Annotated in this window: 26 protein-coding genes; 16 read left to right on the top strand and 10 right to left on the bottom strand. The window is 65.7% G+C overall.

Features of this window, described 5'->3' with window-relative positions; all coding sequences use genetic code 11:
• The first annotated feature begins 96 nt into the window (after positions 1–96).
• The 9 genes from ACVILH_RS02940 to ACVILH_RS02900 all read left to right on the top strand — a co-directional run bounded on the left by ACVILH_RS02940 (position 97) and on the right by ACVILH_RS02900 (position 6,879).
• Positions 97–696, top strand: a complete 600-nt coding sequence (locus tag ACVILH_RS02940; protein WP_456711541.1) for a superoxide dismutase — start codon at positions 97–99, stop codon at positions 694–696.
• Between the two features lie 191 nt (positions 697–887).
• The gene (crcB, locus tag ACVILH_RS02935) at positions 888–1,274 is read left to right on the top strand and encodes a fluoride efflux transporter CrcB (protein ID WP_456711540.1); all 387 of its coding nucleotides are present in this window, start codon (positions 888–890) and stop codon (positions 1,272–1,274) included.
• 291 nt (positions 1,275–1,565) lie between these two features.
• The gene (locus ACVILH_RS02930) at positions 1,566–1,793 is read left to right on the top strand and encodes a hypothetical protein (RefSeq protein WP_456711539.1); all 228 of its coding nucleotides are present in this window, start codon (positions 1,566–1,568) and stop codon (positions 1,791–1,793) included.
• A gap of 5 nt (positions 1,794–1,798) precedes the next feature.
• Positions 1,799–2,551, top strand: a complete 753-nt coding sequence (locus tag ACVILH_RS02925; protein ID WP_456711538.1) for a metal ABC transporter ATP-binding protein — start codon at positions 1,799–1,801, stop codon at positions 2,549–2,551.
• Complete coding sequence (locus ACVILH_RS02920) at positions 2,551–3,420, top strand: metal ABC transporter permease (protein ID WP_456711537.1); 870 nt, start codon at positions 2,551–2,553, stop codon at positions 3,418–3,420. Before ACVILH_RS02925 ends, ACVILH_RS02920 begins: the two co-directional genes overlap by 1 nt.
• 11 nt (positions 3,421–3,431) lie before the next feature.
• On the top strand, positions 3,432–4,301 hold the full coding sequence (locus tag ACVILH_RS02915) for a metal ABC transporter substrate-binding protein (RefSeq protein WP_456711536.1): 870 nt from the start codon (positions 3,432–3,434) through the stop codon (positions 4,299–4,301).
• Positions 4,302–4,364: 63 nt separating this feature from the next.
• Positions 4,365–5,405 (top strand): CobW family GTP-binding protein, encoded by a 1,041-nt coding sequence (locus ACVILH_RS02910; RefSeq protein ID WP_456711535.1) that lies wholly within the window; start codon positions 4,365–4,367, stop codon positions 5,403–5,405.
• The gene (locus ACVILH_RS02905; RefSeq protein ID WP_456711534.1) at positions 5,405–6,424 is read left to right on the top strand and encodes a WD40 repeat domain-containing protein; all 1,020 of its coding nucleotides are present in this window, start codon (positions 5,405–5,407) and stop codon (positions 6,422–6,424) included. The genes ACVILH_RS02910 and ACVILH_RS02905 overlap by 1 nt, the downstream gene beginning before the upstream one ends.
• 146 nt (positions 6,425–6,570) lie before the next feature.
• Positions 6,571–6,879 (top strand): hypothetical protein, encoded by a 309-nt coding sequence (locus tag ACVILH_RS02900; RefSeq protein ID WP_456711533.1) that lies wholly within the window; start codon positions 6,571–6,573, stop codon positions 6,877–6,879.
• Positions 6,880–7,350: 471 nt separating this feature from the next.
• Here ACVILH_RS02900 and ACVILH_RS02895 read toward each other — a convergent pair whose 3' ends face one another.
• The 7 genes from ACVILH_RS02895 to ACVILH_RS02865 all read right to left on the bottom strand — a co-directional run bounded on the left by ACVILH_RS02895 (position 7,351) and on the right by ACVILH_RS02865 (position 13,573).
• Entirely contained in the window at positions 7,351–8,400 is a 1,050-nt protein-coding gene (locus ACVILH_RS02895) for an IS110 family RNA-guided transposase (protein WP_456711532.1), read from the bottom strand.
• Between the two features lie 205 nt (positions 8,401–8,605).
• Positions 8,606–10,030, bottom strand: a complete 1,425-nt coding sequence (locus tag ACVILH_RS02890) for a homospermidine synthase (protein WP_456711531.1) — start codon at positions 10,028–10,030, stop codon at positions 8,606–8,608.
• A gap of 51 nt (positions 10,031–10,081) precedes the next feature.
• On the bottom strand, positions 10,082–10,471 hold the full coding sequence (locus tag ACVILH_RS02885; protein ID WP_456711530.1) for a RidA family protein: 390 nt from the start codon (positions 10,469–10,471) through the stop codon (positions 10,082–10,084).
• Between the two features lie 96 nt (positions 10,472–10,567).
• The gene (locus tag ACVILH_RS02880) at positions 10,568–10,723 is read right to left on the bottom strand and encodes a hypothetical protein (RefSeq protein WP_456711529.1); all 156 of its coding nucleotides are present in this window, start codon (positions 10,721–10,723) and stop codon (positions 10,568–10,570) included.
• Positions 10,720–11,313: a GNAT family N-acetyltransferase gene (locus ACVILH_RS02875; protein ID WP_456711528.1), complete on the bottom strand. Its 594-nt coding sequence runs from the start codon at positions 11,311–11,313 to the stop codon at positions 10,720–10,722. Before ACVILH_RS02875 ends, ACVILH_RS02880 begins: the two co-directional genes overlap by 4 nt.
• Before the next feature lie 180 nt (positions 11,314–11,493).
• A complete protein-coding gene (locus ACVILH_RS02870) occupies positions 11,494–12,636 on the bottom strand; it encodes a type III PLP-dependent enzyme (RefSeq protein ID WP_456711527.1) in 1,143 nt (380 codons plus the stop codon).
• Positions 12,637–13,312: 676 nt separating this feature from the next.
• Entirely contained in the window at positions 13,313–13,573 is a 261-nt protein-coding gene (locus tag ACVILH_RS02865; protein ID WP_456711526.1) for a hypothetical protein, read from the bottom strand.
• Between the two features lie 125 nt (positions 13,574–13,698).
• Between ACVILH_RS02865 and ACVILH_RS02860 the strand changes: the two genes are divergently transcribed.
• The 3 genes from ACVILH_RS02860 to ACVILH_RS02850 are packed head-to-tail and all read left to right on the top strand — an operon-like array spanning position 13,699 to position 17,643.
• Positions 13,699–15,780, top strand: a complete 2,082-nt coding sequence (locus tag ACVILH_RS02860) for a M3 family metallopeptidase (protein WP_456711525.1) — start codon at positions 13,699–13,701, stop codon at positions 15,778–15,780.
• Positions 15,781–15,790: 10 nt separating this feature from the next.
• Positions 15,791–16,426 (top strand): DUF1007 family protein, encoded by a 636-nt coding sequence (locus tag ACVILH_RS02855; RefSeq protein ID WP_456711524.1) that lies wholly within the window; start codon positions 15,791–15,793, stop codon positions 16,424–16,426.
• Positions 16,423–17,643: a nickel/cobalt transporter gene (locus ACVILH_RS02850; RefSeq protein WP_456711523.1), complete on the top strand. Its 1,221-nt coding sequence runs from the start codon at positions 16,423–16,425 to the stop codon at positions 17,641–17,643. Before ACVILH_RS02855 ends, ACVILH_RS02850 begins: the two co-directional genes overlap by 4 nt.
• 606 nt (positions 17,644–18,249) lie before the next feature.
• On the opposite strand, the gene shc is transcribed toward ACVILH_RS02850, so the two are convergent.
• On the bottom strand, positions 18,250–20,304 hold the full coding sequence (gene shc / locus ACVILH_RS02845) for a squalene--hopene cyclase (protein WP_456711522.1): 2,055 nt from the start codon (positions 20,302–20,304) through the stop codon (positions 18,250–18,252).
• Between the two features lie 205 nt (positions 20,305–20,509).
• Positions 20,510–20,917, bottom strand: a complete 408-nt coding sequence (locus tag ACVILH_RS02840) for an MAPEG family protein (protein WP_456711521.1) — start codon at positions 20,915–20,917, stop codon at positions 20,510–20,512.
• Between the two features lie 109 nt (positions 20,918–21,026).
• Between ACVILH_RS02840 and hemH the strand changes: the two genes are divergently transcribed.
• The 3 genes from hemH (at position 21,027) to ACVILH_RS02825 (ending at position 23,748) form a co-directional block, all read left to right on the top strand.
• The gene (gene hemH / locus ACVILH_RS02835; RefSeq protein WP_456711520.1) at positions 21,027–22,094 is read left to right on the top strand and encodes a ferrochelatase; all 1,068 of its coding nucleotides are present in this window, start codon (positions 21,027–21,029) and stop codon (positions 22,092–22,094) included.
• Positions 22,095–22,280: 186 nt separating this feature from the next.
• Positions 22,281–23,285: an SPFH domain-containing protein gene (locus ACVILH_RS02830; protein ID WP_456711519.1), complete on the top strand. Its 1,005-nt coding sequence runs from the start codon at positions 22,281–22,283 to the stop codon at positions 23,283–23,285.
• Positions 23,286–23,301: 16 nt separating this feature from the next.
• Positions 23,302–23,748, top strand: a complete 447-nt coding sequence (locus tag ACVILH_RS02825; RefSeq protein WP_456711518.1) for an NfeD family protein — start codon at positions 23,302–23,304, stop codon at positions 23,746–23,748.
• A 239-nt stretch (positions 23,749–23,987) separates the two neighbouring features.
• Here ACVILH_RS02825 and ACVILH_RS02820 read toward each other — a convergent pair whose 3' ends face one another.
• Positions 23,988–25,694, bottom strand: a complete 1,707-nt coding sequence (locus ACVILH_RS02820) for an outer membrane beta-barrel protein (RefSeq protein ID WP_456711517.1) — start codon at positions 25,692–25,694, stop codon at positions 23,988–23,990.
• 171 nt (positions 25,695–25,865) lie between these two features.
• Between ACVILH_RS02820 and ACVILH_RS02815 the strand changes: the two genes are divergently transcribed.
• A complete protein-coding gene (locus ACVILH_RS02815) occupies positions 25,866–26,867 on the top strand; it encodes a KpsF/GutQ family sugar-phosphate isomerase (protein WP_456711516.1) in 1,002 nt (333 codons plus the stop codon).
• The last annotated feature ends 109 nt before the right edge of the window (positions 26,868–26,976 follow it).

Below are 26,976 nucleotides of genomic sequence, written 5' to 3'. Positions count from 1 at the left end.
CGCTTTTTCCAAATTCACGGTGTTTTACGGCTTCGGAACCTTCTATAAGGAGGTCCCGTTAAATCCCGTCTTCCCATAAGTTGCGGAACCGACCCCATGACCTTTACGCTTCCCCCCCTGCCTTACGCCTATGACGCCCTCGGCGCCTACATGTCCAAGGAGACGCTGGAGTATCATCACGACAAGCATCACCAGGCCTATGTGACCAACGGCAACAATCTGATCAAGGGGACCGAATTCGAAGGCAAGTCCCTCGAGGAGATCGTCAAGGGCTCGTTCGGCAAGAACGCACCGATCTTCAACAATGCCGGCCAGCACTACAATCACATCCACTTTTGGTCCTGGATGAAGCCGAATGGCGGCGGCACCAAGCTGCCGGGCGCGCTGGAGAAGAAGATCGACGAGGACCTCGGCGGCTACGAGAAGTTCAAGGCAGACTTCATCGCCGCCGGCGTCGGCCAGTTCGGCTCGGGCTGGGCCTGGCTCTCGGTCAAGAACGGCAAGCTGGAAATCTCCAAGACCGCCAACGGCGAAAGCCCGCTGGTGCATGGCGCGACCCCGATCCTCGGCGTCGACGTCTGGGAGCACTCCTACTACATCGACTACCGCAACCGCCGTCCCGACTATCTCAAGGCGTTCGTCGAGAACCTCATCAACTGGGAATATGTCGAAGAGCTCTACAGCAAGGCTGTCTGATCTGACGTGATCGACGGAGGAGGGCGGTGAGCTTAAGCTCGCCGCCCTTTTTCTTTGACGTGCATGGTCTTTGACGCTGATGTGACGCGGGTCATTCTTGCCAGGGTGAGGTGGCTGCGGCAAAAGTTTTGCCTGTTGCGGGGAAGAGGGCAGGGCATTCGTTCTCTCGATGCCGTGCGGGGGGAGTAATTGTGAATCAGCTGTTCGGCTACTTGCTCGTCTTTTTCGGCGGCGGCTGCGGCGCCTCGATCCGGCACGCGGTCAACATGGCGAGCGCCCGCGCGCTCGGCACCGATTTTCCGTGGGGCACCTTCATCATCAACATCACCGGCTCGACCGTGATGGGCCTGATCGCGGGCTATCTCACCTTCAAGGGCGGCGCCACCCAGCACTGGCGGCTGTTTCTGATGACCGGCATCCTCGGCGGCTACACGACGTTCTCGGCCTTCTCGCTGGATACGGCCTTGCTGTATGAGCGCGGAGCGCTGGGGCTGGCGGCGGCCTATGTGCTTGGGTCGGTGGGGATCTCGATCGCGGGACTGTTCGCCGGGCTGGCGCTGGTGCGAGTTTTGAGTTGAGGCGCCGTGTCCGTCCGAGCGACGGCGAAAATCTCGACCTTTTGCTTGGCCCCTGGATCGCTTCGCTACGCTCGCGATGACGGAGCAAGGCCGGGGCAGCGTGTGCCTCAAGGACGAGTCAGGCGGCACCGAGCGTCGCCACAACCTCCGTCATCGCGAGCGTAGCGAAGCGATCCAGGGGCCAAGGAGAAAGTCCCGCCGGAATTCGGTCTGTCCTCCCAATCCAGGCGGTCACGGCGTCATTCACCGGCGGTGGACAGGGGTGATGTTATAATATAACATTATGACGAAATGACCCAGTCCGCCCTCCAGAGCCACGACCACAGCCATGCGCATGGCGCGCATGGGGACAGTCACGGCCACAATCACCCTCATGCCCATAGCCACGGCCCCGCCGCGCCGCATCCGGCGCAGCCGGCGCGTTGGTCGATCCTGCGGATGCCGGTGGCAACGCGGCTGGGCGCGGCGATCGCGGCCAGTGCGGTGCTGTGGGTGATCGTCATCCTGGCGATGCGGTGACAGCGATGGCGCAGCTACAATTTCGCGACGTCACCTTGGGCTATGACCGGCACCCGGCCGTGCATCACCTCTCCGGCGACGTGGCCGAAGGCGCGCTGCTGGCCGTGATCGGGCCCAACGGCGCCGGCAAGTCGACCCTGTTTCGCGGCATCGTCGGGCTGTTGAAGCCGCTGGCCGGCAGCATCTCCGCCGCCGGCTTGAGGCCGCGCGAGATCGCCTATCTGCCGCAGATCGCCGACATCGACCGCACCTTTCCGATCTCGGTGTTCGACTTCGTCAGCACCGGGCTGTGGCGTTCGGTCGGTATCTTCGGCGGCATTGGCGCTGCCGCGCGCGAGAAGATCGCGCAGGCGATTGCTGCCGTCGGTCTCACCGGCTTCGAGGGCCGCGGCATCGGCACGCTGTCGGGCGGGCAGATGCAGCGCCTCTTGTTCGCGCGCGTGCTGCTGCAGGATGCCCGCGTGATCGTGCTCGACGAGCCGTTCAACGCGATGGACTCCAAGACCTCGTCCGACCTCTTGCGGCTGATCGAGCACTGGCATGGCGAGCGGCGCACGGTGCTGGCGGCGTTGCACGACATGGACATGGTGCGCGCGCACTTTCCGCAGACGCTGCTGCTGGCGCGCGAAGCCGTCGCCTGGGGAGCGACGGCCGAGGTGCTGACATCAGACAATCTCGCGCAGGCACGGCGGATGTGCGAGGCGTTCGACGATGCCGCAGCGCCCTGCGCGCCGGCGCAATCCTCGAAGGCGGCGTGATGCTGCGCGAGGTGCTGGTCGCTCCGTTCTCGGATTTCGAGTTCATGCGCCGCGCGCTCGCGGCCGTGATCGCGCTGGCGCTCGGCTCCGGTCCGATCGGCGTCTTCCTGATGCTCCGGCGTATGAGCCTGGTCGGTGACGCCATGGCGCACGCCATTTTGCCGGGGGCGGCGATCGGCTTCCTGCTCTCGGGCCTCAATCTGTTCGCGATGACCACCGGCGGCCTCGTCGCGGGCTTTGCGGTGGCGCTGCTGTCCGGCCTCGTGTCGCGCTCGACCGGGCTGAAGGAGGATGCCTCGCTCGCGACCTTCTATCTGGCCTCGCTCGCGCTCGGCGTCACCATCGTCTCCGTCAAGGGCACCAATGTCGACCTGCTGCACGTGCTGTTCGGCAACATCCTGGCGATGGATGATCCCACCTTGCTGATGGTCGCGACCAACGCGACGATCACTCTGGTCGTGCTCGCGGTGATCTATCGGCCCCTCGTCGTCGAAAGCGTCGATCCGCTGTTTCTGCGGACGGTGAGCCGGGCCGGCGCGCCGGCACATCTGATCTTCCTCGGCCTGATCGTGGTCAATCTTGTCAACGGCTTCCAGGCGCTCGGCACGCTGCTTGCCGTCGGATTAATGATCCTCCCCGCGGGCATCGCGCGGTTCTGGTCGCGCGACGTCACGCCGATGATCTGCATCGCGGTCGGCTCCGCGATCGTTTCCGGCTACATCGGCCTGGTGCTGTCGTTCCAGACCCGCATTCCTTCGGGTCCCGCGATCATCCTGGTCGCATCCCTGATCTATCTCGGCTCGGTGCTGTTCGGACGCGTGGGCGGCGTGCTTCCGCAACTGTTTCCGGGACGTCACCTCGAAGCATGAAGCCCATTCCCATGAAACGTCTGCTGCCCGTCCTCTTCCTGCTCCTGTCGCTCGTGGTCCCCGCATCCGCGGAGACCAAGCTTAGCGTCATCACCAGCTTCTCGATAACAGCCGACTTCGTCCGCCAGGTCGGTGGCGACAAGGTCGCCGTCACCTCGCTGGTCGGCCCCGACAGCGACGTGCATGTCTACACGCCGACGCCGCATGACGCGAAGGAGGTCGGCGCTGCGAAGCTCCTCATCGTCAACGGCCTCGGGCTGGAAGGCTGGCTGCCGCGGCTGCAGCAGGCCTCCGGCAGCAAGGCGCCGATCATCACGGCGACGGCCGGCATCACGCCGCGCAAGCGCGGCTCGGGTGCCGATCCGCATGCCTGGCAGTCGGTCGGCAACGCCAAGGTCTATGTGACAAACATTCGCGACGCGCTGGTGGCCGCCGATCCCGCCGATGCCGAGACGTTCAAGGCCAATGCCGAGCGCTATCTCGGCGAGCTCGATGCGCTCGACCGCGACGTCCGGACCGAGATCGACAAGATCCCGGCCGAGCGGCGCAAGGTGATCTCCACCCATGACGCCTTCGGCTATTTCGCCGATGCCTATGGCATCGCCTTCATCGCCCCGCTCGGCGTCTCCACCGAGACCGAGCCGTCGGCCCGCGATGTCGCAGAGATCATCCGCCAGGTGAAAAAAGCCGGGATTCCGGCGGTCTTTTTGGAAAACTTCAACGACGACCGGCTGATCGGCCGGATCGCGGCCGAAACGGGCGCCAAGATCGGCGGCACCTTGTATTCGGACGCCCTGAGCGCGGAAAACGGCCCCGTTCCCACTTACATTGCCCTGGTCAGGCACAATATAAGGGCCCTGACGAGCGCGCTTGTCCGTTAGGGTTTTACCCTCGCGGCTATCCGTGCTCTTGAGCCATTTTCGACGCAAGTTTTCGGAGTGCGCATGTCCGACGCGAGCAAGACCCCCGTAACGGTGCTGACCGGCTATCTCGGCGCCGGCAAGACCACGCTTCTCAACCGCATCCTCTCCGAAGACCACGGCAAGAAGTACGCGGTCATCGTCAACGAGTTCGGCGAGATCGGCATCGACAACGACCTCATCGTCGGCGCCGACGAGGAAGTGTTCGAGATGAACAACGGCTGCATCTGCTGCACCGTGCGCGGCGACCTCGTCCGCATCATCTCCGGCCTGATGCGCCGCAAGGGCAAGTTCGACGCCATCATCGTCGAGACCACCGGCCTCGCCGATCCGGCGCCGGTGGCGCAGACCTTCTTCGTCGACGAGGACGTGCAGAAGAACGCGCGGCTCGATGCCGTCGTCACCGTGGCCGACGCGAAGTGGCTGTCGGACCGGCTCAAGGATGCCCCCGAGGCCAAGAACCAGATCGCGTTCGCCGACGTCATCGTGCTGAACAAGACCGATCTGGTCACCAAGCCGGAGCTCGCCGAAGTCGAGGCGCGCATCCGCGCGATCAATCCTTACGCCCGTCTGCATCGCACCGAGCGCTGCCAGATCGCGATTGCTGACGTGCTGGAGCGCGGCGCCTTCGATCTCGATCGTATTCTTGAAATCGAGCCGGAATTCCTCAACGCCGGCGATGATCACGATCATCACCACCATGATCACGACCACGGCCATGATCACCACCACCATCATGACCACGGCCTGAAGCACTATCACGACGAGGAGATGCAGTCGCTGTCGCTGCGCTCCGACAAGCCGCTCGATCCGTCGAAATTCATGCCATGGCTGCAGAACCTGGTGCAGACCGAGGGCGGCAAGATCCTGCGCTCCAAGGGCATCCTGGCGTTCCAGGACGATGACGACCGCTACGTCTTCCAGGGCGTGCACATGATGCTGGAAGGCGATCACCAGCGGAAGTGGAAGCCGGACGAGGCGCGGCAGAGCCGCGTCGTCTTCATCGGCCGCGAGCTGCCGGAGGACGCCATCCGCGAAGGCTTCGAGCGCTGCATCGTATCCTGATGAGCTCGTTCGACCAGGGCGGCGAGGCCGCATCCATCGTCTCCGTCACCGACAAGGTGAAGCCGGTCTCGCTCGGCATGGCGGTCACATCCGTGCACTATCTCGGCGATCGCGCCGCCTTCGTCGGCACCGAGGAGAGCGTCGCAATCGTCGATCCCGAGGGCGAGGTCAGCAAGGTCGAAGTGTGCGGCGGCGGCATTCTGTCGGCGGTGTCGGACGGCTCGCGCATCCTGTTCGGCGGCGATGACGGCAAGGTCTCTTCGCTCGACAAGGCCGGCAGCGTGACCGTGCTCGCGACCGATCCGAAGCGGCGCTGGATCGACAATGTCGCCGTGCATCCGGACGGCGCCATCGCCTGGTCGGTCGGCAAGACCGCGTTCGTGCGCGCGCCCAAGGGCGAGGAGAAGTCGCTCGAGGTGCCCTCGACCGCCGGCGGGCTGGCGTTCGCGCCGAAGGGGCTGCGGCTGGCGATCGCGCACTACAACGGCGCGACGTTGTGGTTTCCGAACATGGCGGGCGAGCCGGAATTCCTGGGATGGGCCGGATCGCATCTCGGCGTCACCTTCAGTCCCGACAACAAATTCCTGGTGACCTCGATGCACGAGTCGGCGCTGCATGGCTGGCGGCTGGCGGACAGCCGTCACATGCGGATGACCGGCTATCCGTCGCGGGTGAAGTCGATGTCGTGGGGCAGCGGCGGGCGGTTTCTCGCCACCTCAGGCGCCGACATGGTCATCCTCTGGCCGTTCGTCGGCAAGGACGGGCCGATGGGCAAGGAGCCGGCGATGCTGGCGCCGATGAAGGCCAAGGTCACGGCGGTCGCCTGCCATCCCAAGCAGGACATCCTGGCCTGTGGCTACGAGGATGGCACCGTGTTGATGGTGCGGATGCATGACGGCGCCGAGATCCTGGTGCGGCGGAACGAGACGCCGCCGGTGGTGGCGCTGGCCTGGAATTCCCAGGGAACCTGGCTGGCATTCTCCGACGAGAGCGGCGAGGCGGGGCTACTGCGGCTCTGAGGGTCCGTTCCAAGGGTTCATGGGACATAGCGGCGCAGGCCCAAATGGGAACCGCGCCGCTGTCAATCCGTTGTTCCCGCGCATGATCCGATGCGAGCGCCACATGCGGTGGCGTGAGGCGCGTCGGACGATGCGGAGGACGACCGATGGCCCCGATCAACAGCAAACGCATCCTTCGCCGCGACCTCTGGCTCGCAGCCGGCCTGCTCGGCATCGGCGCGCTGGTCGCGATCATCTCGTTCACCGAGATCAAGGCCGGCCATCTCGACCACATGGCCCAGGCAACCCCCGAGCCGTCGGCGACCCCGGCCGAATCCAAGCCCGGCGGCACCCGCCCGACCACGCCGGCGCCGGAGCCCGCGCGGCCGGACACGTCCGCTCAGACGGAAGCCGCCAAGCCAGCGCTGCCGCCCGCGCCGGCCGAGAAGGTCGCGCCTCCTATGGAGAAGAAGTAGCTGGCCGCCGCGAGACAAGTGCTCGACAGCACGCATACTGCCTCAACATCGTCATGCCCGGGCTTGTCCCGGGCATCCACGTCTGTCCGCCCGTGCGGCTTCGTGGATGGCCGGGTCAAGCCCGGCCATGACGGAGGAGAGAGCGGCGCGCGAATGCGGCGACAAATTCCGACGTCGTCCCGGCGAACGCCGGGACCCATATGTGGACGGCCCCCGTGGCACAAGAGCTTCGTTGAGGTTCGACCAGATCGCTTGCATCTATATGTCCGGCCTTTGGGTGCGGCCTTTCGGACCGCTGGCCAAGATGGTTTCCGCGACACGAGTTCCAATCAACCACGCGACCTTGTTCAGCCAATGGGTCCCACGGAATTCCTCGCATCTCGGTTCGATCGATCGCACCATCTCCTCTGCTCTTGCAGCTCCGGTTCGGCCGGTGGGATAGCCCTCCGGTCAGCCGAAAACTTTTGTTTGTTACGCGGCGGCCGCGACGGGGGCCTTCGCCAGGCCAGCCAGTCGAGCCGCATCAAAGGTCTCGCCCGTGGTCATCAGCTTCCACGCGATGCGCGCCATCTTGTTGGCAAGCGCTACCGCGGCAAGCTTCGCCGACTTGCGTTTCAACAGATCGATGAGCCAGGCAGGCCCTTTTCCCTTCGCCTTGGCGACCTGGACGACCGCGGTTGCGCCCACCACGAGCAGTTGGCGCAATCGCTCGTCGCCTGCCCGCGTGATCTTGCCGAGCCGGGTCTTTCCTGCGGTCGAATGATCCCTTGGCGTAAGGCCGAGCCAGGCTGCGAACAGTCGGCCGGAGCGGAAGGCGTGGGGATCTGGCGCCTTCATCACCAACGCCGCGGCAGTGATGGGACCGATGCCCGGGATCTGTGCCAGACGCCGGCTCAAGGCATTGGCGCGGTGCCAGGCGAGAAGCTTGGCATCGATCGCCTTCAAATCCCCCTGGACGCGCGCGTATTCGCTGGCCTGCATCGCAAACAGCTCCCGCGCCGGCTCTGGCACGCTTTCGTCCTGTTCGATCGTGGTCAGCAACGAGGCGAGCTTGTCGAGTCCTTTGGCCACGGTCAGGCCGAACTCAGCCGCGTAACCACGGATCATGTTGCTCAGCTGGGTGCGACGGGCGACCAGTTGCTCCCGGATGCCCAGCAGCATCAAGGCGGCCTGCTGATCCGCCGTCTTGACCGGCACATAACGCATCCGTGGCCGGCTCGAGGCCTCGCACAGCCCCTCTGCGTCCCGACCATCGTTCTTGTTGCGCTGAACGTACGGCTTCACCAGCTGCGGTGCGATCAGCTTGACCGTATGGCCCAGCTTGCCGAGCTCCCGCGCCAAGTGGTGAGATGCCCCACAGGCCTCTATCACCACCACTGTCGGCGGCAAATCGGCGTAGAACTTCAACATCGCCTTACGCGACAGCTGCTTGCGCAGCACCACACGCTCTTCCGCATCCACCCCGTGCAGCTGAAAAATATACTTCGACGTATCCATTCCAATGCGGATAATCTGGCTCACGGACGGCTCCCTGGTATGAGACTTCGACAACCTCATTCTGGCACAACTGATGCCGTAGGGGGCCGTCCACACCATCAGCCACAGGGAGTGGCTTGGGGCAGGCTCGACGCTCCAGCTCGCGCCTCACATCTGCTGCGCGTATGAGTCCCGGGTTGGCGCTGCGACGGCGATGCCGTCGCAGCTGGACCGGGACGACAGCGGGGATTTACCGCACCAGGATGTTGCGGAATTGCCAGGGATCGGACGTGTCGATGTCCTCCGGGAACAGGCCCGGGCGATCGTTCAGCGGGGTCCAGTCGGTGTAGTAGCCCTTCACCGGGCCGAGATACGGCGTCTGGATTTCCAGACAGCGGCGGAAGTCCATCTCGTCGGCTTCGACGATGCCGGCGGTCGGGTTTTCCAGCGCCCAGACCATGCCGGCGAGCACGGCGGAGGACACCTGCATGCCGGTCGCGTTCTGGTATGGCGCGATGCGGCGGGTTTCCTCGATCGAGAGCTGCGAGCCGTACCAATAGGCGTTCTTGCCGTGGCCGTAGAGCAGCACGCCGAGCTCGTCGATGCCGTCGACGATCTCGTTCTCATCGAGGATGTGCCACTTCTCCTGCATCTTGCCGGTGGCGCCGAAGATCTCGTGCAGCGACAGTACCGCGTCGTTCGCCGGGTGATAGGCGTAGTGGCAGGTCGGACGGTACACCACCTTGTCGCCGTCGCGCACCGTGTAGTAGTCGGCGATCGAGATCGACTCGTTGTGCGTCACCAGGAAGCCGTATTGCGCGCCAGGGGTCGGGCACCACGAGCGCACGCGGGTGTTGGCGCCCGGCTGCAGCAGATAGATCGCAGCGCCGCAGCCCTCGGTGTGGCAGCGGCCATTGTCCGGCATCCACTTTTCATGCGTGCCCCAGCCGAGCTCGGCCGGCTGCATGCCCTCGGACACGAAGCCCTCGACCGACCAGGTGTTGACGAACACGTCCATCGGCTTCGGGTTCTTGGAGCGCTGGGTGTCGCGCTCGGCGATGTGCACGCCCTTGACGCCGAGCTTTTGCATCAGCTGCGCCCAGCCTTCGCGGCTCCTGGGCTCGACGATCTCGGTGTTGGTATCGCGGGCGATGTCGAGCAGCGCCTGCTTGACGAACCAGGACACCATGCCGGGATTGGCGCCGCAGGTGGAAACGGCGGTGGTGCCGCCCGGGCTCTTGCGGCGGGCGGCGAGCAGGGTCTCGCGCAGCGCGTAGTTGGAGCGCTTCTCGGGGCCCATCTGCTTGTCGAAATAGAAACCGGCCCACGGCTCGACGACCGTGTCGATGTAGAGCGCGCCGATCTCGCGGCACAGGGTCATGATGTCGACCGAGGAGGTGTCGACCGAGAGGTTGACGCAGAAGCCCTGGCCGCCGCCTTCGGTGAGCAGCGGCACCAGCAGCTCGCGGTAATTGTCGCGGGTCACGCCCTGCTGGATGAAGCGCACGCCGTGCTTCGTTGCCAGCGCGCCGTCGTCATGCGGATCGATGATGACGAAGCGGCTCTTGTCGTAATCGAAATGGCGTTCGATCAAAGGCAGGGTGCCCTTGCCGATCGAGCCGAAGCCGATCATGACGATGGGGCCGGTGATCTTCGCGTGCATCTGCGAGCTCATGAATGGGGTCTCCGCGGAAGGTGCGTGGGTGGATGGGATTTTGGGATGTGGTCAGACGGTGCGGCGCTTGGCGGTGACTTCGATCTCGACCTTCATCTCGGGCTTCAACAGCGCGGCGACGACCACCAGCGTGGCGGCCGGGCGGATGTCGCCGAGGACCTCGCCGCAGACCGCAAAATGGGCGTCGGCGTCGTTGACGTCGGTCAGGTAGTAGGTCGCGCGGACGATGTCGGCCATCTCGAACCCGCCCTCCTGCAGGGCGGCTGCGATGGTCTTGAAGCAGTTGCGTGACTGGCTCGTGACATCGGCCGGCATCGTCATCGTGGTGTAATCATAGCCGGTGGTCCCGGCGACGAAGGCGAAGTCGCCGTCAATGACAGCGCGGCTATAGCCGGCGGTCTTCTCGAACGGTGATCCGGTAGAGATCAAACGGCGCGCCATGGGACACCTCGTCGGGGGAATTTCGGGGGTTAAAGAGCTTTTGCTGCACCTGCGCAACCCCTGGAGGAGCGCAGGAACCGGGGCTTGCTAGAATGCCTAACGAAGCCTGGTGACATCAGGTCCGGCGGGCGGGCTGCTCGACCAGCGCCGGATCACGATGTCGCGGACGATCATGATCCCGAGCAGGATCAGGACGATTGTCGGCAGCAAGGTTCGTCGCTTCGCGGGCGCCGGCCGATCGGGCGCGGTCATGCCGCGCATGATATCGCCCGGTCCCGGCGGCTGCGGCGCGCCTTACGTTCAGCAGAGCCGGTCGCGACGATCATGCCGGCAGCGCCATCCAGCGAACCCTCGACCAGCTCCAGCCCGAGCAGGCGGGCGCGCTCGAACGCGCCGGGCAGCTCCAGCTCGGTCGTCTTGGCAACGGAGAAGCCGAAGCGGGCGTAGTAGGGCGCATCGCCGAGCAGAATCACCGCGCCATGGCCGCGCGACGCCGCGATCATAAGCGCGGCATTCATCAGCGCAGCGCCCACGCCGAGGCTGCGGGCCTCCGGGTCGACCGCCAGCGGCCCGAGCATCAGCGCATCGCGTCCGCCGGCGCTGACGTGCCACAACCGCAGCGTTCCCACGAGCTTGCCGCCGCGCACGGCCGACAGGGCAAGGCCTGCGGCGGGCGCGCGTCCGTCGCGCAGGCGCTGGCAGGTGCGCTCATGGCGATTGTCGCCAAAGCACAGGTCGAGCAGCGTCTCGCGCGCCGCGACGTCGGAGGCACGCTCGCTGCGGATCACGAACGGAGCGGCAGTCCGAAGGGGCGTGGTCGAAGGGATGCGAAAAGCGGTCATGGCATGTCAGTCCCCGCCTGCGCGGCGAGCTGTCGCCCGCGCGCAAACACGTGATGTCAGGTTGATGAGGACGGCTTTCGTTCTCGCTCCCGCGGGCGGGAGAGAGGTGGGGTGGGGCTGCCCTCACCCGACGCTTCGCGTCGACCTCTCCCGCAAGCGGGAGAGGTGAAGCAAGCCAGATCAGATGTGATACGTCTTCAGCGGCGGGATGCCGTTGAACGCCACCGACGAGTAGGTCGAGGTATACGCCCCGGTCCCCTCGATCAGCACCTTGTCGCCGATCGAGAGCGTCACCGGCAGCGGATACGGCAGCTTCTCGTACATCACGTCGGCCGAATCGCAGGTCGGGCCGGCGAGCACGCACGGGGTCATGTCCGCGCCGTCATGCGGGGTGCGGATGGCGTAGCGGATCGACTCGTCCATCGTCTCGGCGAGACCGCCGAACTTGCCGATGTCGAGATAGACCCAGCGCAGCTCGTCCTCGTCGCTCTTCTTCGAGATCAGCACCACTTCCGACTCGATGATCCCGGCATTGCCGACCATGCCGCGGCCCGGCTCGATGATCGTCTCCGGGATCTGGTTGCCGAAATGCTTGCGCAGCGCGCGGAAGATCGAGCGGCCGTACTGCACGACCGGCGGCACGTCCTTCAGGTACTTGGTCGGGAAGCCCCCGCCCATGTTGACCATGGTCAGGTTGATGCCGCGCTCGGCGCAGTCGCGGAACACGGTCGAGGCCATCGCCAGCGCGCGGTCCCACGCCTTCACCTTGCGCTGCTGCGAGCCGACATGGAACGAGATGCCGCACGGCTCGAGGCCGAGGCGCTTCGCCAGGTCCAGCACTTCGACGGCCATCTCCGGATCGCAGCCGAACTTGCGCGACAGCGGCCACTCGGCGCCGGCGCAATCGTACAGGATGCGGCAGAACACCTTGGCACCGGGCGCGGCGCGCGAGATCTTCTCGACCTCGGCGGCGCAGTCCACGGCAAAGAGGCGGATGCCGAGCGCATAGGCGCGCGCGATGTCCCGCTCCTTCTTGATGGTGTTGCCATAGGAGATGCGGTCCGGCGTCGCACCGGCAGCCAGCGCCATCTCGATCTCAGCGACTGTCGCCGTGTCGAAGGAGGAGCCGAGCGAGGCGAGCAGCGACAGCACTTCCGGCGCCGGGTTGGCCTTGACCGCGTAGAACACGCGGCTGTCCGGCAACGCCTTCGCGAAGCTCATGTAGTTGTCGCGGACGATGTCGAGGTCGACGACGAGACAGGGCTCGTGGTCCAGACCTTCCTCACGGCGATTGCGCAGGAATTCCCGGATACGTTCGGTCATAGCACCCTCCAAACGGCCCGTTTGCGACGTGGCCCGTTCAAAATGATCCCGACACGGGTGCCTTGGCCTTGCCGCCCGATGGAAAGGCGCCAAAACCTCGAACCCGAAGCCGAATTGTGCTGCCGTGGATTGGTTGGGAATTTCCCGCCCGCACACCTGGCAATGAAGGACAAGCCTTTTCAGTAGCCCGCGCCGGCGTTGGACTGCCGGTAGAGACCAAAAAAGCCCGATCCGTCGTTGCTTTAAGTCGCGTCCCCCGTTGAGAGCGGGGTGCGCCGGTTCGCCTCCGGCTGCCAGTCACGGTTGCAAAAGAGGAGGTGACCTTCAGCGGCATCTCTTGAGAGAGATGCTGGGCTCCTGGAGCATGACGATCTCGATCATGATGATCTTGATCGCAACGATCCGAGCGCCCCTCGGTTCCTCATCCCTTGGCGGCTGTCCGGCCTCTTGTCCGGATACCTACCGACTGACACACGACCACAGGCACGTGCGAAATTGGGCAAGACCGGAAATATGCGTTTTGAATTTCGTTCGCAAGGAATTTTTCAGCGCCGCGAAAGATTTCCCTAATCTGTGCTTACGCGACACACAGAGCAGCGCAGTGTCTGAACGAACGTTAAGCGAGCTTAAACTTCTGTAACGCGTTCACGCTTGCAGGACAGTGTTTTCGCGGCACTCAGGCGCGCTTCGTGAACGGCTCGATGCGCTGTGCGCCGCGGATGAAGCCGATCATCACGAACACGCCGACCGCGAACAGCACGGCCTGCAGGATGTGCGCGCCCTGATCACCGAGCCCGAACAGAATCGCGAGCGCCCAGCCGCCGGCGAAGGCCGCGCCGAACACTTCCGCGCCGATCAGGATCGCCGCCGAGATGACGGTGATCACGCTCTGCCAGGCGATCTGGCGGGCGGGCTTCGAGGTGGTGTCTGCGCACATGGTCCAGGGTCCTTTTGAGGGGCGCAATCTCTCCGAAAAGGTCCCGCCCTTCAAGGGGAAATGACCCAAAAAGGACCGGCTCCGTGGTAAGAGGGGCGCCTGTTTGATCCGGAGAGCAAGAGCCGATGTCCGACACGACCGCCTCGACCGACGCCCCAAGCAATCCGCTGCTCGTGGCCTGGGACACCCCGCACCAGACACCGCCCTTCGACGCGATCAGGCCCGAGCATTTCCTGCCGGCCTTCGAGCGCGCCTTCGCCGACCACACTGCGGAAATCACCGCGATTACGCATGATCCGGCCGAGCCCGACTTCGCCAACACCATCACGGCGCTGGAGCGCTCGGGCAAGTTGCTGTCGAAGGTCGCCGCCGTCTTCTACGACCTGGTGTCGGCGCATTCCAACCCGGCGATCCTGGAGATCGACAAGGAGGTGTCGCTGCGGATGGCGCGGCACTGGAACCCGATCATGATGAATGCCGTGCTGTTTGGTCGCATCGCGCTGCTCTACGACAACCGCAAGACGCTGACGCTCACCGGCGAGGAGCAGCGGCTGCTCGAGCGCACCTACACCCGCTTCCGCCGTGCCGGCGCCGGCCTCAAGGACGAGGCCAAGGCGCGCATGGCCGAGATCAACGAGCAACTCGCCCAGCTCGGCACCACCTTCAGCCATCACGTGCTCGGCGACGAGCAGGACTGGTTCCTGGAGCTCGGCGAGGATGACCGCGCCGGCCTGTCCGACAGCTTCGTCGCGGCCGCCAAGGCTGCGGCGGAGGAGCGCGGCATGCCCGGCAAGGCGATCGTGACCTTGTCGCGCTCCTCGGTCGAGCCGTTCCTGCAAAGCTCGGCCCGGCGCGACCTGCGTGAGAAGGTGTTCAAGGCCTTCACCGCGCGCGGCGACAACGGCAATGCCAACGACAACAATGCGGTCATCGGCCAGATCCTGGCGCTGCGCGAGGAGTCCGCAAAGATCATGGGCTTCCCGAACTTCGCGGCCTATCGCCTCGAGGACTCCATGGCGAAGACCCCGGAGGCGGTGCGCGGCCTGCTGGAGCGCGTCTGGAAGCCGGCGCGCGCCAAGGCGCTGGCCGATCGCGACCAGCTGCAACGGCTGATCACGGAAGAGGGCGGCAACTTCAAGCTCGAGGCCTGGGACTGGCGCTATTACGCCGAGAAGCTGCGCCAGGCGAAGGCGAACTTCGACGACGCCGCGATCAAGCCCTATCTCGCGCTCGACAACATGATCGCGGCCGCCTTCGACTGCGCCACGCGGCTGTTCGGCATCACCTTCGCCGAGCGCAAGGACATCCCGGTCTGGCACCCGGACGTCCGGGTGTGGGAGATCAAGGAAGCCGACGGCCGCCATAAGGCGCTGTTCTATGGCGACTACTTCGCGCGGCCGTCGAAACGCTCCGGCGCCTGGATGACCTCGCTGCGCGACCAGCAGAAGCTCGATGGCGACACCGCGCCGCTGATCATCAACGTCTGCAACTTCGCCAAGGGGGCGGACGGCCAGCCGTCGCTGCTGTCGCCGGATGACGCCCGCACCTTGTTCCACGAGTTCGGCCACGGCCTGCACGGCATCCTCTCCAACGTGACCTATCCGTCGCTGTCGGGCACGTCTGTCTTCACCGACTTCGTCGAGCTGCCGTCGCAGCTCTACGAGCACTGGCAGGAGCGCCCGGAGGTGCTGCAGACCTTCGCGAAGCACTACCAGACCGGTGAGTCGTTGCCGCAGGATCTGCTGGAGCGCTTCCTCGCTGCGCGCCGCTTCAACCAGGGTTTTGCCACGGTCGAGTTCGTCTCCTCGGCGCTGATTGATCTGGAGTTCCACACTCAGCCGGCCGCAGCGTCGAAAGACGTGCGCGCCTTCGAAAAGGCGGAGATGGAGAAGATCGGCATGCCCCAGGAGATCGCGCTGCGCCACCGGCCGACCCAATTCGGCCACATCTTCTCGGGAGACCACTATGCAGCGGGCTATTACAGCTACATGTGGTCGGAGGTGATGGATGCGGATGCCTTCGGTGCCTTCGAGGAAGCCGGCAACATCTTCGATCCCGCGGTGGCCAAGCGGCTGCATGACAACGTCTACTCGTCCGGCGGCTCGCTCGATCCGGAGGCGGCCTATGTCGCCTTCCGCGGCCGCGAGCCCGAGCCTGATGCGCTGCTGCGCCGGCGCGGCTTGCTCGATATCCCCGCGGCGGCTTGAGGTGAAGGTGATGGCGGTGGTTCGTGTCGTTCTCGCGGCGCTGACGCTCGTGCTCGGCGCGAGCGCGGCGAGTGCTCATCCGCATGTCTGGGTCACCGCGACCAGCGAGCTGCTCTATGCAGCCGACGGCACGGTGACCGGCGTGCGCCATGCCTGGACCTTCGACGACATGTTCGCGACCTATGCGCTGCAGGGGCTCGAGACCAAGCAGAAGGGCGTCTACACGAGGGAGGAGCTGGCGCCGCTGGCGCAGACCAACGCCGAGTCGCTGAAGGAATATGCCTACTTCACCTTCGTGAAGGCGGACGGCCGCAAGCAGAAGCTCGTCGATCCCGTCGACTACTACCTCGAATACAAGGACACCAAGCTGACCCTGCACTTCACTTTGCCGCTGAAGGCGCCGGTGAAGTCCAGCCAGCTCCAGGTCGAGGTCTATGATCCCAGCTATTTCATCGATTTCCAGATGGCGGAGAAGGATCCCGTCAAGCTGGTCAGCGCTCCCGCAGGCTGCAAGCTCGGCCTGGTGAGACCGAGCGACGGCGGATCCGTCGCGCAGACCATGAACGAGCAGACATTCCTGAGCGGCGGGGCGAACGCCAATTTCGGAATGAACTTCGCCAACAAGATCTCAGTGGAATGTCCATGACGCCTCGCCCCATCTCCGCCCGACCCTTTCTCACTTGCGCCGCGATCCTCGCTGCGCTTTTGGCTGCCGATGCCGCCTCGCACGTGCTGCTTGCCAAGTCTCCGTTCGGCGCGCCCGCGGGCGAGCCGCAGGTCGGCGGCATCGTCGGCTGGCTGCTCGCCAAGCAGTCGGAGTTTTATCGCCAGATGTCGGCAACGATCCGCGCGGCCAAGGAGGACGGCTCGGCGGTGTGGTGGCTGCTGGCGATCTCCTTCGCCTACGGCATCTTCCATGCGGCGGGTCCCGGCCATGGCAAGGCGGTGATCGCGTCCTATCTCGTCGCCAACCAGGAGACGGCCAAGCGCGGCATCGTGCTGTCATTCGCCTCCGGCCTGATGCAGGCGCTGGTCGCGGTCACCATCGTCGGCATCGGCGCGGTGCTGCTCAACGCCACGGCGGCCAGCATGTGCAGCGCCGAGAAGGTGGTGGAGATCGCGAGCTACGGCCTGATCGCGCTGCTCGGCGCGCGGCTGGTCTGGGTGAAAGGCGCGGCGTTCCTGCGGACATGGCAGCCGCCGGCGCCGGCGCCGGCGCTGGCGTTGGCTGGTGCGCCCGCGGGCGCGGTGGCGCATGCTGGTCATGATCATGGCCATGCGCAGGATCATCAGCATCGCGGGCCTCAGCATGATCACCATGGCCATGACCATCATGGCCACGACCACCACGGCCACGGCCATCATGGGCATGATCATCACCACGGGCATGCGCATGCGGCGGCGCATGGGCACGCCGGTCACGATCACGTCCACCACGATCATGCTCACCATGATCACGTCCACGGCGACGATTGCGGCTGCGGCCATTCCCACGGGCCCGCGCCGAGCGAGCTCGCCGGCCCCGGTGGCTGGCAGCGCGGCTTCCAGGCGATCTTCGCCGCCGGCATCCGCCCCTGCTCGGGCGCGATCCTGGTGCTGGTGTTCGCACTGGCCCAAGGCATGTTCTGGGCCGGCGTCGCCGCCACCATCGTGATGGGCATGGGCACGGCCATCACCGTCGCCACCATCGCCGTCATCGCGGTGGCCGCCAAGGACATCGCCCGCCGCCTCAGCGCCGGCCGCGACGGCGGCGGCGCTCTGATCATGCGGGGCTTGGAGCTTGGTGCGGCGGGGCTGGTGCTGTTGTTCGGCGTCGGCCTGCTGTTCGGCTACATGGCGGCGGAACGGACGACCTGCTTCTGAGCGGGGGAGGGCGCTTTGTTACGACGCTGCTGTCCAACGCATCCGCCGCGGCGTACTGGATGCCCGCCTGCGCGGGCATGACAGCGGTGGGTGGCGGGCCGAGATCGCGCAACACAATTACTGTCGTCCCGGACAAGCCACGAGCGCGCGACAGCGCGGTCGTGGCGCCGATCCGGGACCCATACGCCGTGGCGGTCATGTTGGGCGAAGTGCCAACGACGCGCCTGCCTCGAACCGCTCCCTGGGGGTATGGGTCCCGGGTCAAGCCCGAGACGACGGCGAGTGCGTGGCGACAGCGTGCCTCATTGTTTGTCCGCGTGGCAAAGCAACCGCGCGGACCTAGAACCTATTCAATGTTGCAGCGAATTCGCTGTGCGATACAGCGCCCTCGCCCCCTGTGGGAGAGGGCATGTACGGCCTGTCCGCGCATGCGGTTGGGTGAGGGGTTCTTTCCACGAACACGCTCGCGGAGAGAGACCCCTCACCCAACCGAGCTTGCCGCGCTGTCCTACATGCCCTCTCCCACAAGGGGAGAGGGCGCATTCAAAGGCACCGCGCGGAGGCAATAGTTATTAGTTGCTCGCCCCCTGCGTCACCAGCCCTGCCTTACCCATGCCCCTGCGGCCGCAGCGCGCGGCCTAAGGCCATCAGCGGGAAGTAGTGGCGGTACATGCCGTAGCGGAGCATGAAGGCGCGGGAGAGCTCCGGGCCCTGCATCAGGCGCTCCGACAGCGCGGGGTCGGTCAGCTTGATGGTCTGGCCGACGCCGTAGCCGGGGAAGCCGGTGCCGGTGAACTCCGGCTCGTCCCAGGTGCCGGCGGACTGGCGCTCGACCAGCCACATGCAGCCACGCTCGATGGCGTCCTTGTCCTGGGGGCGGTTGGCGGCGAGCAGGGCCATCAAGGCCCACGCCGTCTGCGACGCCGTGGCGGTGCCGCGGCCGACGGCTGAGATGTCCATGTAGGAGGCGCAGCTCTCGCCCCAGCCGCCATCAGGTTGCTGATGCGCGACCAGCCAGTCGCAGGCGCGGCCGATATAGGGCTGGGTCATGTCCTCGCCGATTGCGGCCAGCGCCGGCAGCACCGCGCCGGTGCCGTAGATATAGTTGACGCCCCAGCGGCCGAACCATGGGCCGCTCGGCTCCTGCTCGCGCTTGATATAGGCGAGAGCCTGCACCATCGACGGATGGTTGCGCGAGATGCCGAGCTTGCCGAATGCCTCGACGATGTGAGCTGTGACGTCCACGGACGGTGGATCAAGCGCCTCGCCATAGTCGCAGAACGGGATCTTGGTCAGGAGCTGCTGGTTGTTGTCCTTGTCGAACGCGCCCCAGCCGCCGCCCTGGCTCTGCATGCCGATCAGCCAGTCGACGCCGAGCGTAATCGCCTCGTCGATGCCCTTGGCCTTCCATTTGGGATCATGGCGCAGCGGGGCGAGGGCGATCAGCGCCACCGCGGTGTCGTCCGTGTCGGGATAGTAATTGTTGGCGTATTCGAATGCCCAGCCGCCGGGCTTGACGTGCGGCAGCTTCATCGACCAGTCGCCGGGCACGCGCACCTGGCGCGCGAGCACCCAGTTGACGGCCTTGCCGACGGCTTCCGGATAGTCGCCGAGCACGCCGGCATCGTCGAAGGCGAGCAGGGTCAGGATCGTGTCCCACACCGGGCTGTTGGTGGCCTGGATGTAGGTGGCCTCGCCGACATCGACGCGCCAGCCGGGGTCGTTCAGCGCATCGAGGCCCTTCGCCACGACAGGGTGATTGACCGGATAGCCTTCGGCATGGAGCGCCATCAGGCCGTAGATCCAGGGCGGCTGGATGCCGCCCCAGGCGCCGTCGAAATCCTGGTGCCGGATCATCCATTCCAGCACGCGGCTGCGGGCTGCGGGCCGGAACAGGCCGAGATTGAGCCGGTCGCCGAAGCTCTGGAGCGCGTGCAGCACCTTGTCGGCGCCGCGGAAGAAGGTGTCCCAGCCGCCGGCATTGGCCTTCACCGGCAGCTCATAGTCGAACGCGTCGCGCCCGCGCGGAAACAGCGCATCGAGCCGGTTCTCCGGCGGCAGCGGCCGGCTCGGCCGCCGCGCCGACAAGAGCGCGATCGGCATCAGGGTGGCGCGGGCCCATTGCGCGAAATTGTAGATCGAGAACGGAAACCAGAGCGGAAACCAGATCACCTCGGGCGGGATGTTCGGCGTCTTCTCCCACGGCCATTCGCCGATCAGCGCCAGCCAGTAGCGCGTGAACACGCGGATGTTGCGCAGGCCGCCCTTGGCCTCGATCCATTCCAGCGCCCGGCGCACCGCCGGCTCGCTATCCGGGTAGCCGAGCGAGCGGAGCGCCGCATAGGCCTCCACGGTCGCATTGATGTCGCCATTGGGCGCGTTGAAATAGACCTGCCAGGCGCCATCCGGGCGCTGGCTGTCGAGCAGCGACTGGCCCAGGCGCTTGCGCAAGGGATGGTCCTCGAGGCCCATGAACCACAGCGCGAGGCACCATTGCGCCTCCATGCAGGCGTTGGATTCGGCGCGGCCGACCCAGTGCCCATCAGGCTTCTGGTTGGCGATCAGCCAGTCCGACGCCGCCCGCACCGTCGATTGCAGGGCGGTCTGGTAATTTCCCGGGTCGCGCGCCGCGCGCGCGGAGGCCGAGCTGGTCACGTTCATCACAATCCCTCTGGCGGCTTCCAGCGCCGCGACAGCCGTCGAATTCACCCCGCCCTATAGGGAATTTTACTGCCAAATCCAATCAACTGGCCGTAGCGCGCGAGATCAGATCAGAAACGAAAGGCGTACAGACGGGGGTGTTCCGCCCTTGTGGTTAGCATCCCCGCGAGGACAGGGATGTGACGCCGCTCACGGGCGGTGGGGCTCACACTTGCAGGTATTGCCGCAGCAGGGGGAGGAAGAAGATTCCAACCGTGATCAGGAAGCCGATCGTCCATAGGATCGAGCGCAGCGAGGGCCGGTCGCCGATATAGGTCAGCACGTAAGCCACGCGGACGATCACGAACAGCACCGACAGCTCGTTGATCAGGTTCTGCGGCGCGGCCCGGAACTCGGCCAGCAGCACGGCCGCCGCAAAGAACGGGAACGCCTCGATGCCGTTCTGGTGGGCGCCCAGCGCCCGCTCGCGGATGCCGCCGTCATAAAAGGCGGGATCCCTCGGTCTAGAATTGTCGTAGCGCCCGGCGCCGTCGACGCTGATCCATTTCGCCGGCACGATCGTTATGAGGTAGAGCATTACGCTGGCGAAAATGCATAGCTCAGCAATCGTCATGGCTCCTCCAGCCCCGCTCCTCCAGCCCGATGACATCGGTGAAATGGCCCTTATCTTGACAATGTCGAAACAAGCCGCCAAGCCACGCCCTTCACCAGTCACGGGCATCATGACCGCCGCCATCTCTCTCGACAATGCCAGGCCTGTCGAAGTCAGGCCCGTCGATGCGAAGCCGTCACCGGCCGCGACCACGTCGCGGGTCGGCGTGCTGCTCGTCAATCTCGGCACGCCCGATACGGCGGATGCCGCCGGCGTGCGCGTCTACCTCAAGGAATTCCTGTCCGACCGCCGCGTGATCGAGGACCAGGGCCTGCTGTGGAAGATCATCCTCAACGGCATCATCCTGAACGTCCGGCCACGCAAGAAGGCCAAGGACTACCTGTCGATCTGGAACACCGAGAAGAACGAATCGCCGCTGAAGACGATCACGCGCGCGCAGAGCGAGAAGCTCGCAGCAAGCATGGCCGACCGCAGCCACGTCATCGTCGACTGGGCGATGCGCTACGGCAATCCCTCGATGAAGGCCGGAATCGACGGTCTCAAGGCGAAAGGCTGCGATCGCATCCTGGTGGTGCCGCTCTATCCGCAATATTCGGCGGCGACCTCGGCGACCGTCTGTGACGAGGCGTTCCGCGTGCTGACCGAAATGCGGGCGCAGCCGACGATCCGGGTGACGCCGCCGTATTACAACGACGATTTCTACATCGAGGCGCTGGCGGTCTCGATCGAGGAGCACCTCAAGACGCTGTCGTATACGCCCGAGCTGATCGTGGCGTCGTTCCACGGCATGCCGAAGGAATATGTCGACAAGGGCGATCCCTATCGCGAGCAGTGCATTGCGACGACGGAGCTGCTGCGCAAGCGGCTCGGCATGGACGACACCAAGCTGCTGCTGACCTTCCAGTCGCGCTTCGGCTTCTCGGAGTGGTTGCAGCCCTACACCGACAAGACCATCGAGAAGCTCGCCAAGGACGGCGTCAAGCGCATCGCGGTGGTGATGCCGGGCTTTTCGGCCGACTGCCTGGAAACGCTGGAGGAGATCTCCGGCGAGAACTGCGAGATCTTCAAGCATAATGGCGGCGAGGAATTCTCGGCCGTGCCGTGCCTGAACGACAGCGAGCCCGGCATGGAGGTGCTGCGGCAGCTGGTGCTCCGCGAGCTGCAGGGCTGGCTCTGAGCCGGCAACGGTATTGCGGGCCGTAGGTCAGCTGCACCTCGGCACAAGATCGGCGGCCCCGCGGCCGTCGAAAATATCTTCCTGAACCGCGCCCATCGGACCTCCGACAAAATCGTGCGGCAATCCCTAGATTGTGATTGCTGCAGAGTTCGGTGAGGAGACGCTGTCTCCTCCCTTGGAGGATCCATGAGCGGTTTCGACATTTTCGCCATAGCGCTGGTGCTGCTGGTCATCTTCACGCTGTACTCCGGCGTGAAAACCGTGCCGCAGGGGTTCGACTGGACCGTGGAGCGGTTCGGCAAATACACCCGCACCTTGTCGCCGGGCCTGAACCTCATCGTCCCCTTCTTCGACAAGATCGGGCGCAAGATCAACATGATGGAGCAGGTGATCGACATCCCCGAGCAGGAGGTCATCACCAAGGACAACGCCACCGTGACGGTCGACGGCGTCGCCTTTTACCAGGTGTTCGACGCGGCGAAAGCGAGCTACGAGGTCGCCAACCTCAACCAGGCGATCATCACCTTGACCATGACCAACATCCGCTCGGTGATGGGCTCGATGGATCTCGACCAGGTGCTCTCGCATCGCGACGAGATCAACGAGCGGCTGTTGCGCGTCGTCGACGCCGCGGTGTCACCGTGGGGCCTCAAGGTCAACCGCATCGAGATCAAGGACATCGTGCCGCCGGCGGATCTTGTCGAGGCGATGGGCCGGCAGATGAAGGCCGAGCGCGTCAAGCGCGCCGACATCCTGCAGGCGGAAGGCCAGCGCCAGTCGGAGATCCTGCGCGCGGAAGGCGCCAAGCAGAGCCAGATCTTGCAGGCGGAAGGCCGGCGCGAATCAGCGTTTCTCGACGCCCAAGCGCGCGAGCGCGCCGCGGAAGCCGAGGCCAAGGCGACGCAGATGGTGTCGGATGCGATCTCCAAGGGCGACGTCGCGGCGCTGAACTACTTCATCGCCGACAAATACATCAAGGCATTCGGGCAGCTCGCGGACTCCCCGAACCAGAAGGTGATCATGCTGCCGATCGAAGCGACCGGCATGCTCGGCTCGCTGGCCGGCATCGGCGAGATCGCCAAGGCGACGTTCGGCGAGAGCGCGGCCTCGGCGGTCGCAGCGGCGCGCCGCGGCGGCTCGGTGCCGTCAGCCGGAACGCCGCCGAAGCCGCCTGTGCCGCCGCAGGCGTGAGGCAGGGGAGGTCATCATGAGCGACCTGTTCGTGACGCTCGGCACCTGGAACTGGCTGATCTTCGGTGTCATCCTGATGGCGCTGGAGCTGCTGGCGCCGGGCGTGTTCCTGATCTGGCTCGGCCTCGCCGCGCTCGTGGTCGGCGTGATCTCGTTCGGCTTTGCGCCCGCCTGGCAGCTGCAGATCCTGATGTTTGCGCTGTTCTCGATCGCCGCCGTGCCGCTGTGGCGGCACGTCGCGCGCAGGAGCACGGCGGAGGCCGGCGACAACCCGTTCCTCAACCGCCGCTCCGCGGCGCTGGTGGGGCGCGAGTTCACTTTGGAGAAGCCGATCATCGACGGCAACGGCACGGTGCGGATCGACGACACGGTGTGGCGCGTCGCCGGCCCGGATACCCCGGCGGGCAGCCGCGTGCGCATCGTGCAGGCCGATGGCGCGCATCTGACGGTGACCGCGGCATAGGCCTTCTGCGCTGTTAGATGCAGCGCCCTCTCCCCTTGCGGGAGAGGGCATCGCCGGCCCATCAACATCCTCGGTTGGGTGAGGGGTATCTCTCTGCGATTCGTGATCGCCGAAGCATACCCCTCACCCAACCGAGTTTGCTGCTCTGTCCTACATGCCCTCTCCGGCAAGGGGAGAGGGAGCGGTCATGAGTAGCGTGTCGTTCACTATCTTGCTAGTTAAACGCCAAAACTTGCTGTTTAATTCTGCAGCCTCACGCCCAGCATCACCACCGTCCCCGACGACGCCGCACCCGCAATATTCGAGTCCAGCTTGTCATACCGAAGCGTGCCCTTCACCCACAGGCTGCGCGTCATCTTGTAGACGAGATTGCCCTCGGCCGAATACGTCCGGTCGTTGCGGCCGTAGCCTTGGTAGTCCAGCGTGCCGAAGGTGAACTTGCCGATGCCGGTCAGCCAGCGGCGGAAGTCGTGGTCGACCTGCACCGTGTAGGTGCGCACCAGCACGCCGGAGGCGCCGGCGACGGTGGTCTCGGCGACCTGCGTGTCCGAGAGGAAGCGCGCCGTGGTCAGCGGCGTCGCCGACCACACCAGCGAGGCCGAGGTCAAGAAGCCCTGCAGCCGGTTGAGCCGCGGATCGGTGTAGCTGCGGGTGGCGTAGCCGAGCGAGAGCTCGCCGGTCAGCAGCCGCGTGAACTCGAACGAGGTGCCGGCCTTGGCGTAACCGCCGGCGGAATCGCGCTGATAGCCGGAGCGATCGTATTGCAGGTCATAGGTGCGGGTGTTGCCCTGCACCTCGACGAACGGCTTCAGGGCCGGCGTGACCTCGTAGGACACCCGGCCGATGCCGCCGAACTGGTTGTAGTTGCGGTCGTCGTTCGACGTCATCGTGCCGTCGGTCAGCTTGCTTTGCTGATAGCTGGTGCGGTCGGCGGTCGCGCGGGCCGAGACCTGCAGCCGGTTGAAGCGCTGGTCGAAGCCGACGGTGGTGCCGAGCGTGGTGTAGACCGGATAGCGCGCGAGGCCGGCCTGCACGCTCGGGCTGCCGGGATTGTCGGTCGCCGCGCGCAGGCGGAGCTGGGCGCCGACCGAGGTATCGCGGGTGACATCGAGGCGGCCGTCGACATGGCCGGTGAAGTCGGGGCGATCGAGCGTGGTCGGCGCCGAATTGATGCCGCCGTCCATGATGGCGGGCAGGGTGCTGCCATAGCCGGTGAACGAGCCGCGGAGATCGGCGACCAGCGCATGGCGCTCCCAGTTCGACACCGCCAGAAATTCCGGCGCGATCATCCAGGCCGGCATGCCGCGCGGCCGCGCCAGGCGCGCCGGGTTGCTGTCATAGCCGGCCGACAGCTCGACCGCGCCCTTGACCAGGAACGGCCCGACATAGTCGCCGACCGCGCCGAACGGGTCGTCGTCGATCCGCAGCCGCTTGCGCGGCGGCTGGCCGGGCACGGTGCCGGCCATCGCCGGCGGGACCGGCTGCCGGTTGGCGGAGGCAGAAGGTGGCAGGGTCGGGCGCAACTGCCCGGTCAGCTCGCCGGAGGGCCGCGTGCCGGGCCCGGGCGCCGGCTTCGGCCGCGGCTGCGCGGGATAGTATTTCGCCTTCTTGCGCGTCCGGTTCAGCGAATCATAGCCGACATCGGCCGCGCCGCTGGCGGCGGGCACGCCCGGCAGCGGGACACGGTTGGCGGAGGGGGCTGAGCTGACCGGAGCAGGGGCGGCCGGGACGCCCGGCGTCGGGACGGCGTCGGAAAGGCCGCTCACCGCCGTGCGCCGCAGCGGCGACTCCTGCGGGGCGAGGAAGCCGTCGCGAACGGGGCGGAGCACATCAAGGGTTTGCGCCTGAGCAGCGCCGGTCCCGAGCGCGCCGAGCAGCAGGCACGCGGCGGAGACGCCGCGCCGCATTGCGCGCCCCCTGCGGCCGCTGTCAGGCCTCCACCCCACGATGAAAATACTCCAACAAAATCAAATGCGTCGTCGGGGAGTCCCGCGCCGCCGGCCAACACCGTCGTTAAGGGAGTAAAAACAAATATGGTTAATGGGCTGTTGATGGCGCCTTGCCGCCTTACCCATGCTAAAGAGCGGCGCCTGACTGTCTCAGCCTTGGATGAGAGAATGCCGAGATCGAAGCCGTTGACCGAAGCCCCTCCCGCCAACGCGGACATCCAATCGGCGCTGCGCACACTGGACGCCGGCAGCAACGGTATCGCCGCGATCTCCGCCGCGCTGCGTGGCCCGTTGGGGGCGGCCTTCGCCGCCGCCGTCGAGCTGATCCGCCAGGCCAAGGGCCGCGCGATCCTCACCGGCCTCGGCAAGTCCGGCCATGTCGCGCGCAAGATGGCCGCGACGCTGGCTTCCACCGGCACGCCGGCCTTCTTCGTCCATTCCGCCGAGGCCGGCCATGGCGATCTCGGCATGATCACCTCGGATGACGTCGTCATCGCGCTGTCCTGGTCCGGCGAGCAGCCGGAAATGAAGACCTTGGTCAACTACACCAAGCGCTTCGCCATCCCGATGATCGCGATCACCTCGAATGCGCAGTCGTCGTTGGGGCAGGCGGCGCGCATCGTGCTGGAGCTGCCGAAGGCCCGCGAGGCCTGCCCGCACAATCTCGCGCCGACCACCTCGACCCTGATGCAGGCCGCGATCGGCGATGCCCTGGCGATCGCATTGCTCGAAGGCCGCGGCTTCACCGCGCTGGAGTTCGCCAACTTCCATCCGGGCGGCAAGCTCGGCGCCATGCTCAAGCACATCTCCGATCTGATGCGCTCCGGCGATGCCGTTCCGCTGAAGCCAATGGGCACCGGCATGGCCGATGCGCTGGAAGAGATGACCGCCAAGGGCCTCGGCTGCGTCATCATCGTCGACGGCCGCGGCCATGTCGCAGGCATCATCACCGACGGCGATCTGCGTCGGAAGATGCGGTCTGATCTCTTGTCGGTCTCCGTCGACGAGATCATGACCGCCAACCCGCGCACCGTCCGCCGCGAGGCGCTGGCGTCCGAGGCGCTGGAGATCCTGAACTCCGCCAAGATCACGACGCTGATCGTGACCCATGGCGCGAAGCCGGTCGGCATCCTGCACATGCACGATCTCTTGCGCGCCGGGGTGGCGTGATCTCACTCCACCGTCATGCGGGGGGCGCAGCGACGAAGCAATCCAGAATCCTTGCTGAGCCCTGGATTGCTTCGCTGCGCTCGCAATGACGATGATTAATATCGCGCCC

It is taken from the genome of Bradyrhizobium sp. USDA 4353 (assembly GCF_054063215.1).
This window is presented reverse-complemented; position numbering and strand designations above follow the sequence as displayed.

Coding starts and splice junctions, on each gene's coding strand:
- ACVILH_RS02940 (WP_456711541.1), top strand. CDS start 97: ATGACCTTTACGCTTCCCCCCCTGCCTTACGCCTATGACGCCCTCGGC.
- ACVILH_RS02930 (WP_456711539.1), top strand. CDS start 1,566: ATGACCCAGTCCGCCCTCCAGAGCCACGACCACAGCCATGCGCATGGC.
- ACVILH_RS02925 (WP_456711538.1), top strand. CDS start 1,799: ATGGCGCAGCTACAATTTCGCGACGTCACCTTGGGCTATGACCGGCAC.
- ACVILH_RS02920 (WP_456711537.1), top strand. CDS start 2,551: ATGCTGCGCGAGGTGCTGGTCGCTCCGTTCTCGGATTTCGAGTTCATG.
- ACVILH_RS02915 (WP_456711536.1), top strand. CDS start 3,432: ATGAAACGTCTGCTGCCCGTCCTCTTCCTGCTCCTGTCGCTCGTGGTC.
- ACVILH_RS02910 (WP_456711535.1), top strand. CDS start 4,365: ATGTCCGACGCGAGCAAGACCCCCGTAACGGTGCTGACCGGCTATCTC.
- ACVILH_RS02905 (WP_456711534.1), top strand. CDS start 5,405: ATGAGCTCGTTCGACCAGGGCGGCGAGGCCGCATCCATCGTCTCCGTC.
- ACVILH_RS02900 (WP_456711533.1), top strand. CDS start 6,571: ATGGCCCCGATCAACAGCAAACGCATCCTTCGCCGCGACCTCTGGCTC.
- ACVILH_RS02890 (WP_456711531.1), bottom strand. CDS start 10,030: ATGAGCTCGCAGATGCACGCGAAGATCACCGGCCCCATCGTCATGATC.
- ACVILH_RS02885 (WP_456711530.1), bottom strand. CDS start 10,471: ATGGCGCGCCGTTTGATCTCTACCGGATCACCGTTCGAGAAGACCGCC.
- ACVILH_RS02880 (WP_456711529.1), bottom strand. CDS start 10,723: ATGACCGCGCCCGATCGGCCGGCGCCCGCGAAGCGACGAACCTTGCTG.
- ACVILH_RS02875 (WP_456711528.1), bottom strand. CDS start 11,313: ATGACCGCTTTTCGCATCCCTTCGACCACGCCCCTTCGGACTGCCGCT.
- ACVILH_RS02870 (WP_456711527.1), bottom strand. CDS start 12,636: ATGACCGAACGTATCCGGGAATTCCTGCGCAATCGCCGTGAGGAAGGT.
- ACVILH_RS02865 (WP_456711526.1), bottom strand. CDS start 13,573: ATGTGCGCAGACACCACCTCGAAGCCCGCCCGCCAGATCGCCTGGCAG.
- ACVILH_RS02860 (WP_456711525.1), top strand. CDS start 13,699: ATGTCCGACACGACCGCCTCGACCGACGCCCCAAGCAATCCGCTGCTC.
- ACVILH_RS02855 (WP_456711524.1), top strand. CDS start 15,791: ATGGCGGTGGTTCGTGTCGTTCTCGCGGCGCTGACGCTCGTGCTCGGC.
- ACVILH_RS02850 (WP_456711523.1), top strand. CDS start 16,423: ATGACGCCTCGCCCCATCTCCGCCCGACCCTTTCTCACTTGCGCCGCG.
- shc (WP_456711522.1), bottom strand. CDS start 20,304: ATGAACGTGACCAGCTCGGCCTCCGCGCGCGCGGCGCGCGACCCGGGA.
- ACVILH_RS02840 (WP_456711521.1), bottom strand. CDS start 20,917: ATGACGATTGCTGAGCTATGCATTTTCGCCAGCGTAATGCTCTACCTC.
- hemH (WP_456711520.1), top strand. CDS start 21,027: ATGACCGCCGCCATCTCTCTCGACAATGCCAGGCCTGTCGAAGTCAGG.
- ACVILH_RS02830 (WP_456711519.1), top strand. CDS start 22,281: ATGAGCGGTTTCGACATTTTCGCCATAGCGCTGGTGCTGCTGGTCATC.
- ACVILH_RS02825 (WP_456711518.1), top strand. CDS start 23,302: ATGAGCGACCTGTTCGTGACGCTCGGCACCTGGAACTGGCTGATCTTC.
- ACVILH_RS02815 (WP_456711516.1), top strand. CDS start 25,866: ATGCCGAGATCGAAGCCGTTGACCGAAGCCCCTCCCGCCAACGCGGAC.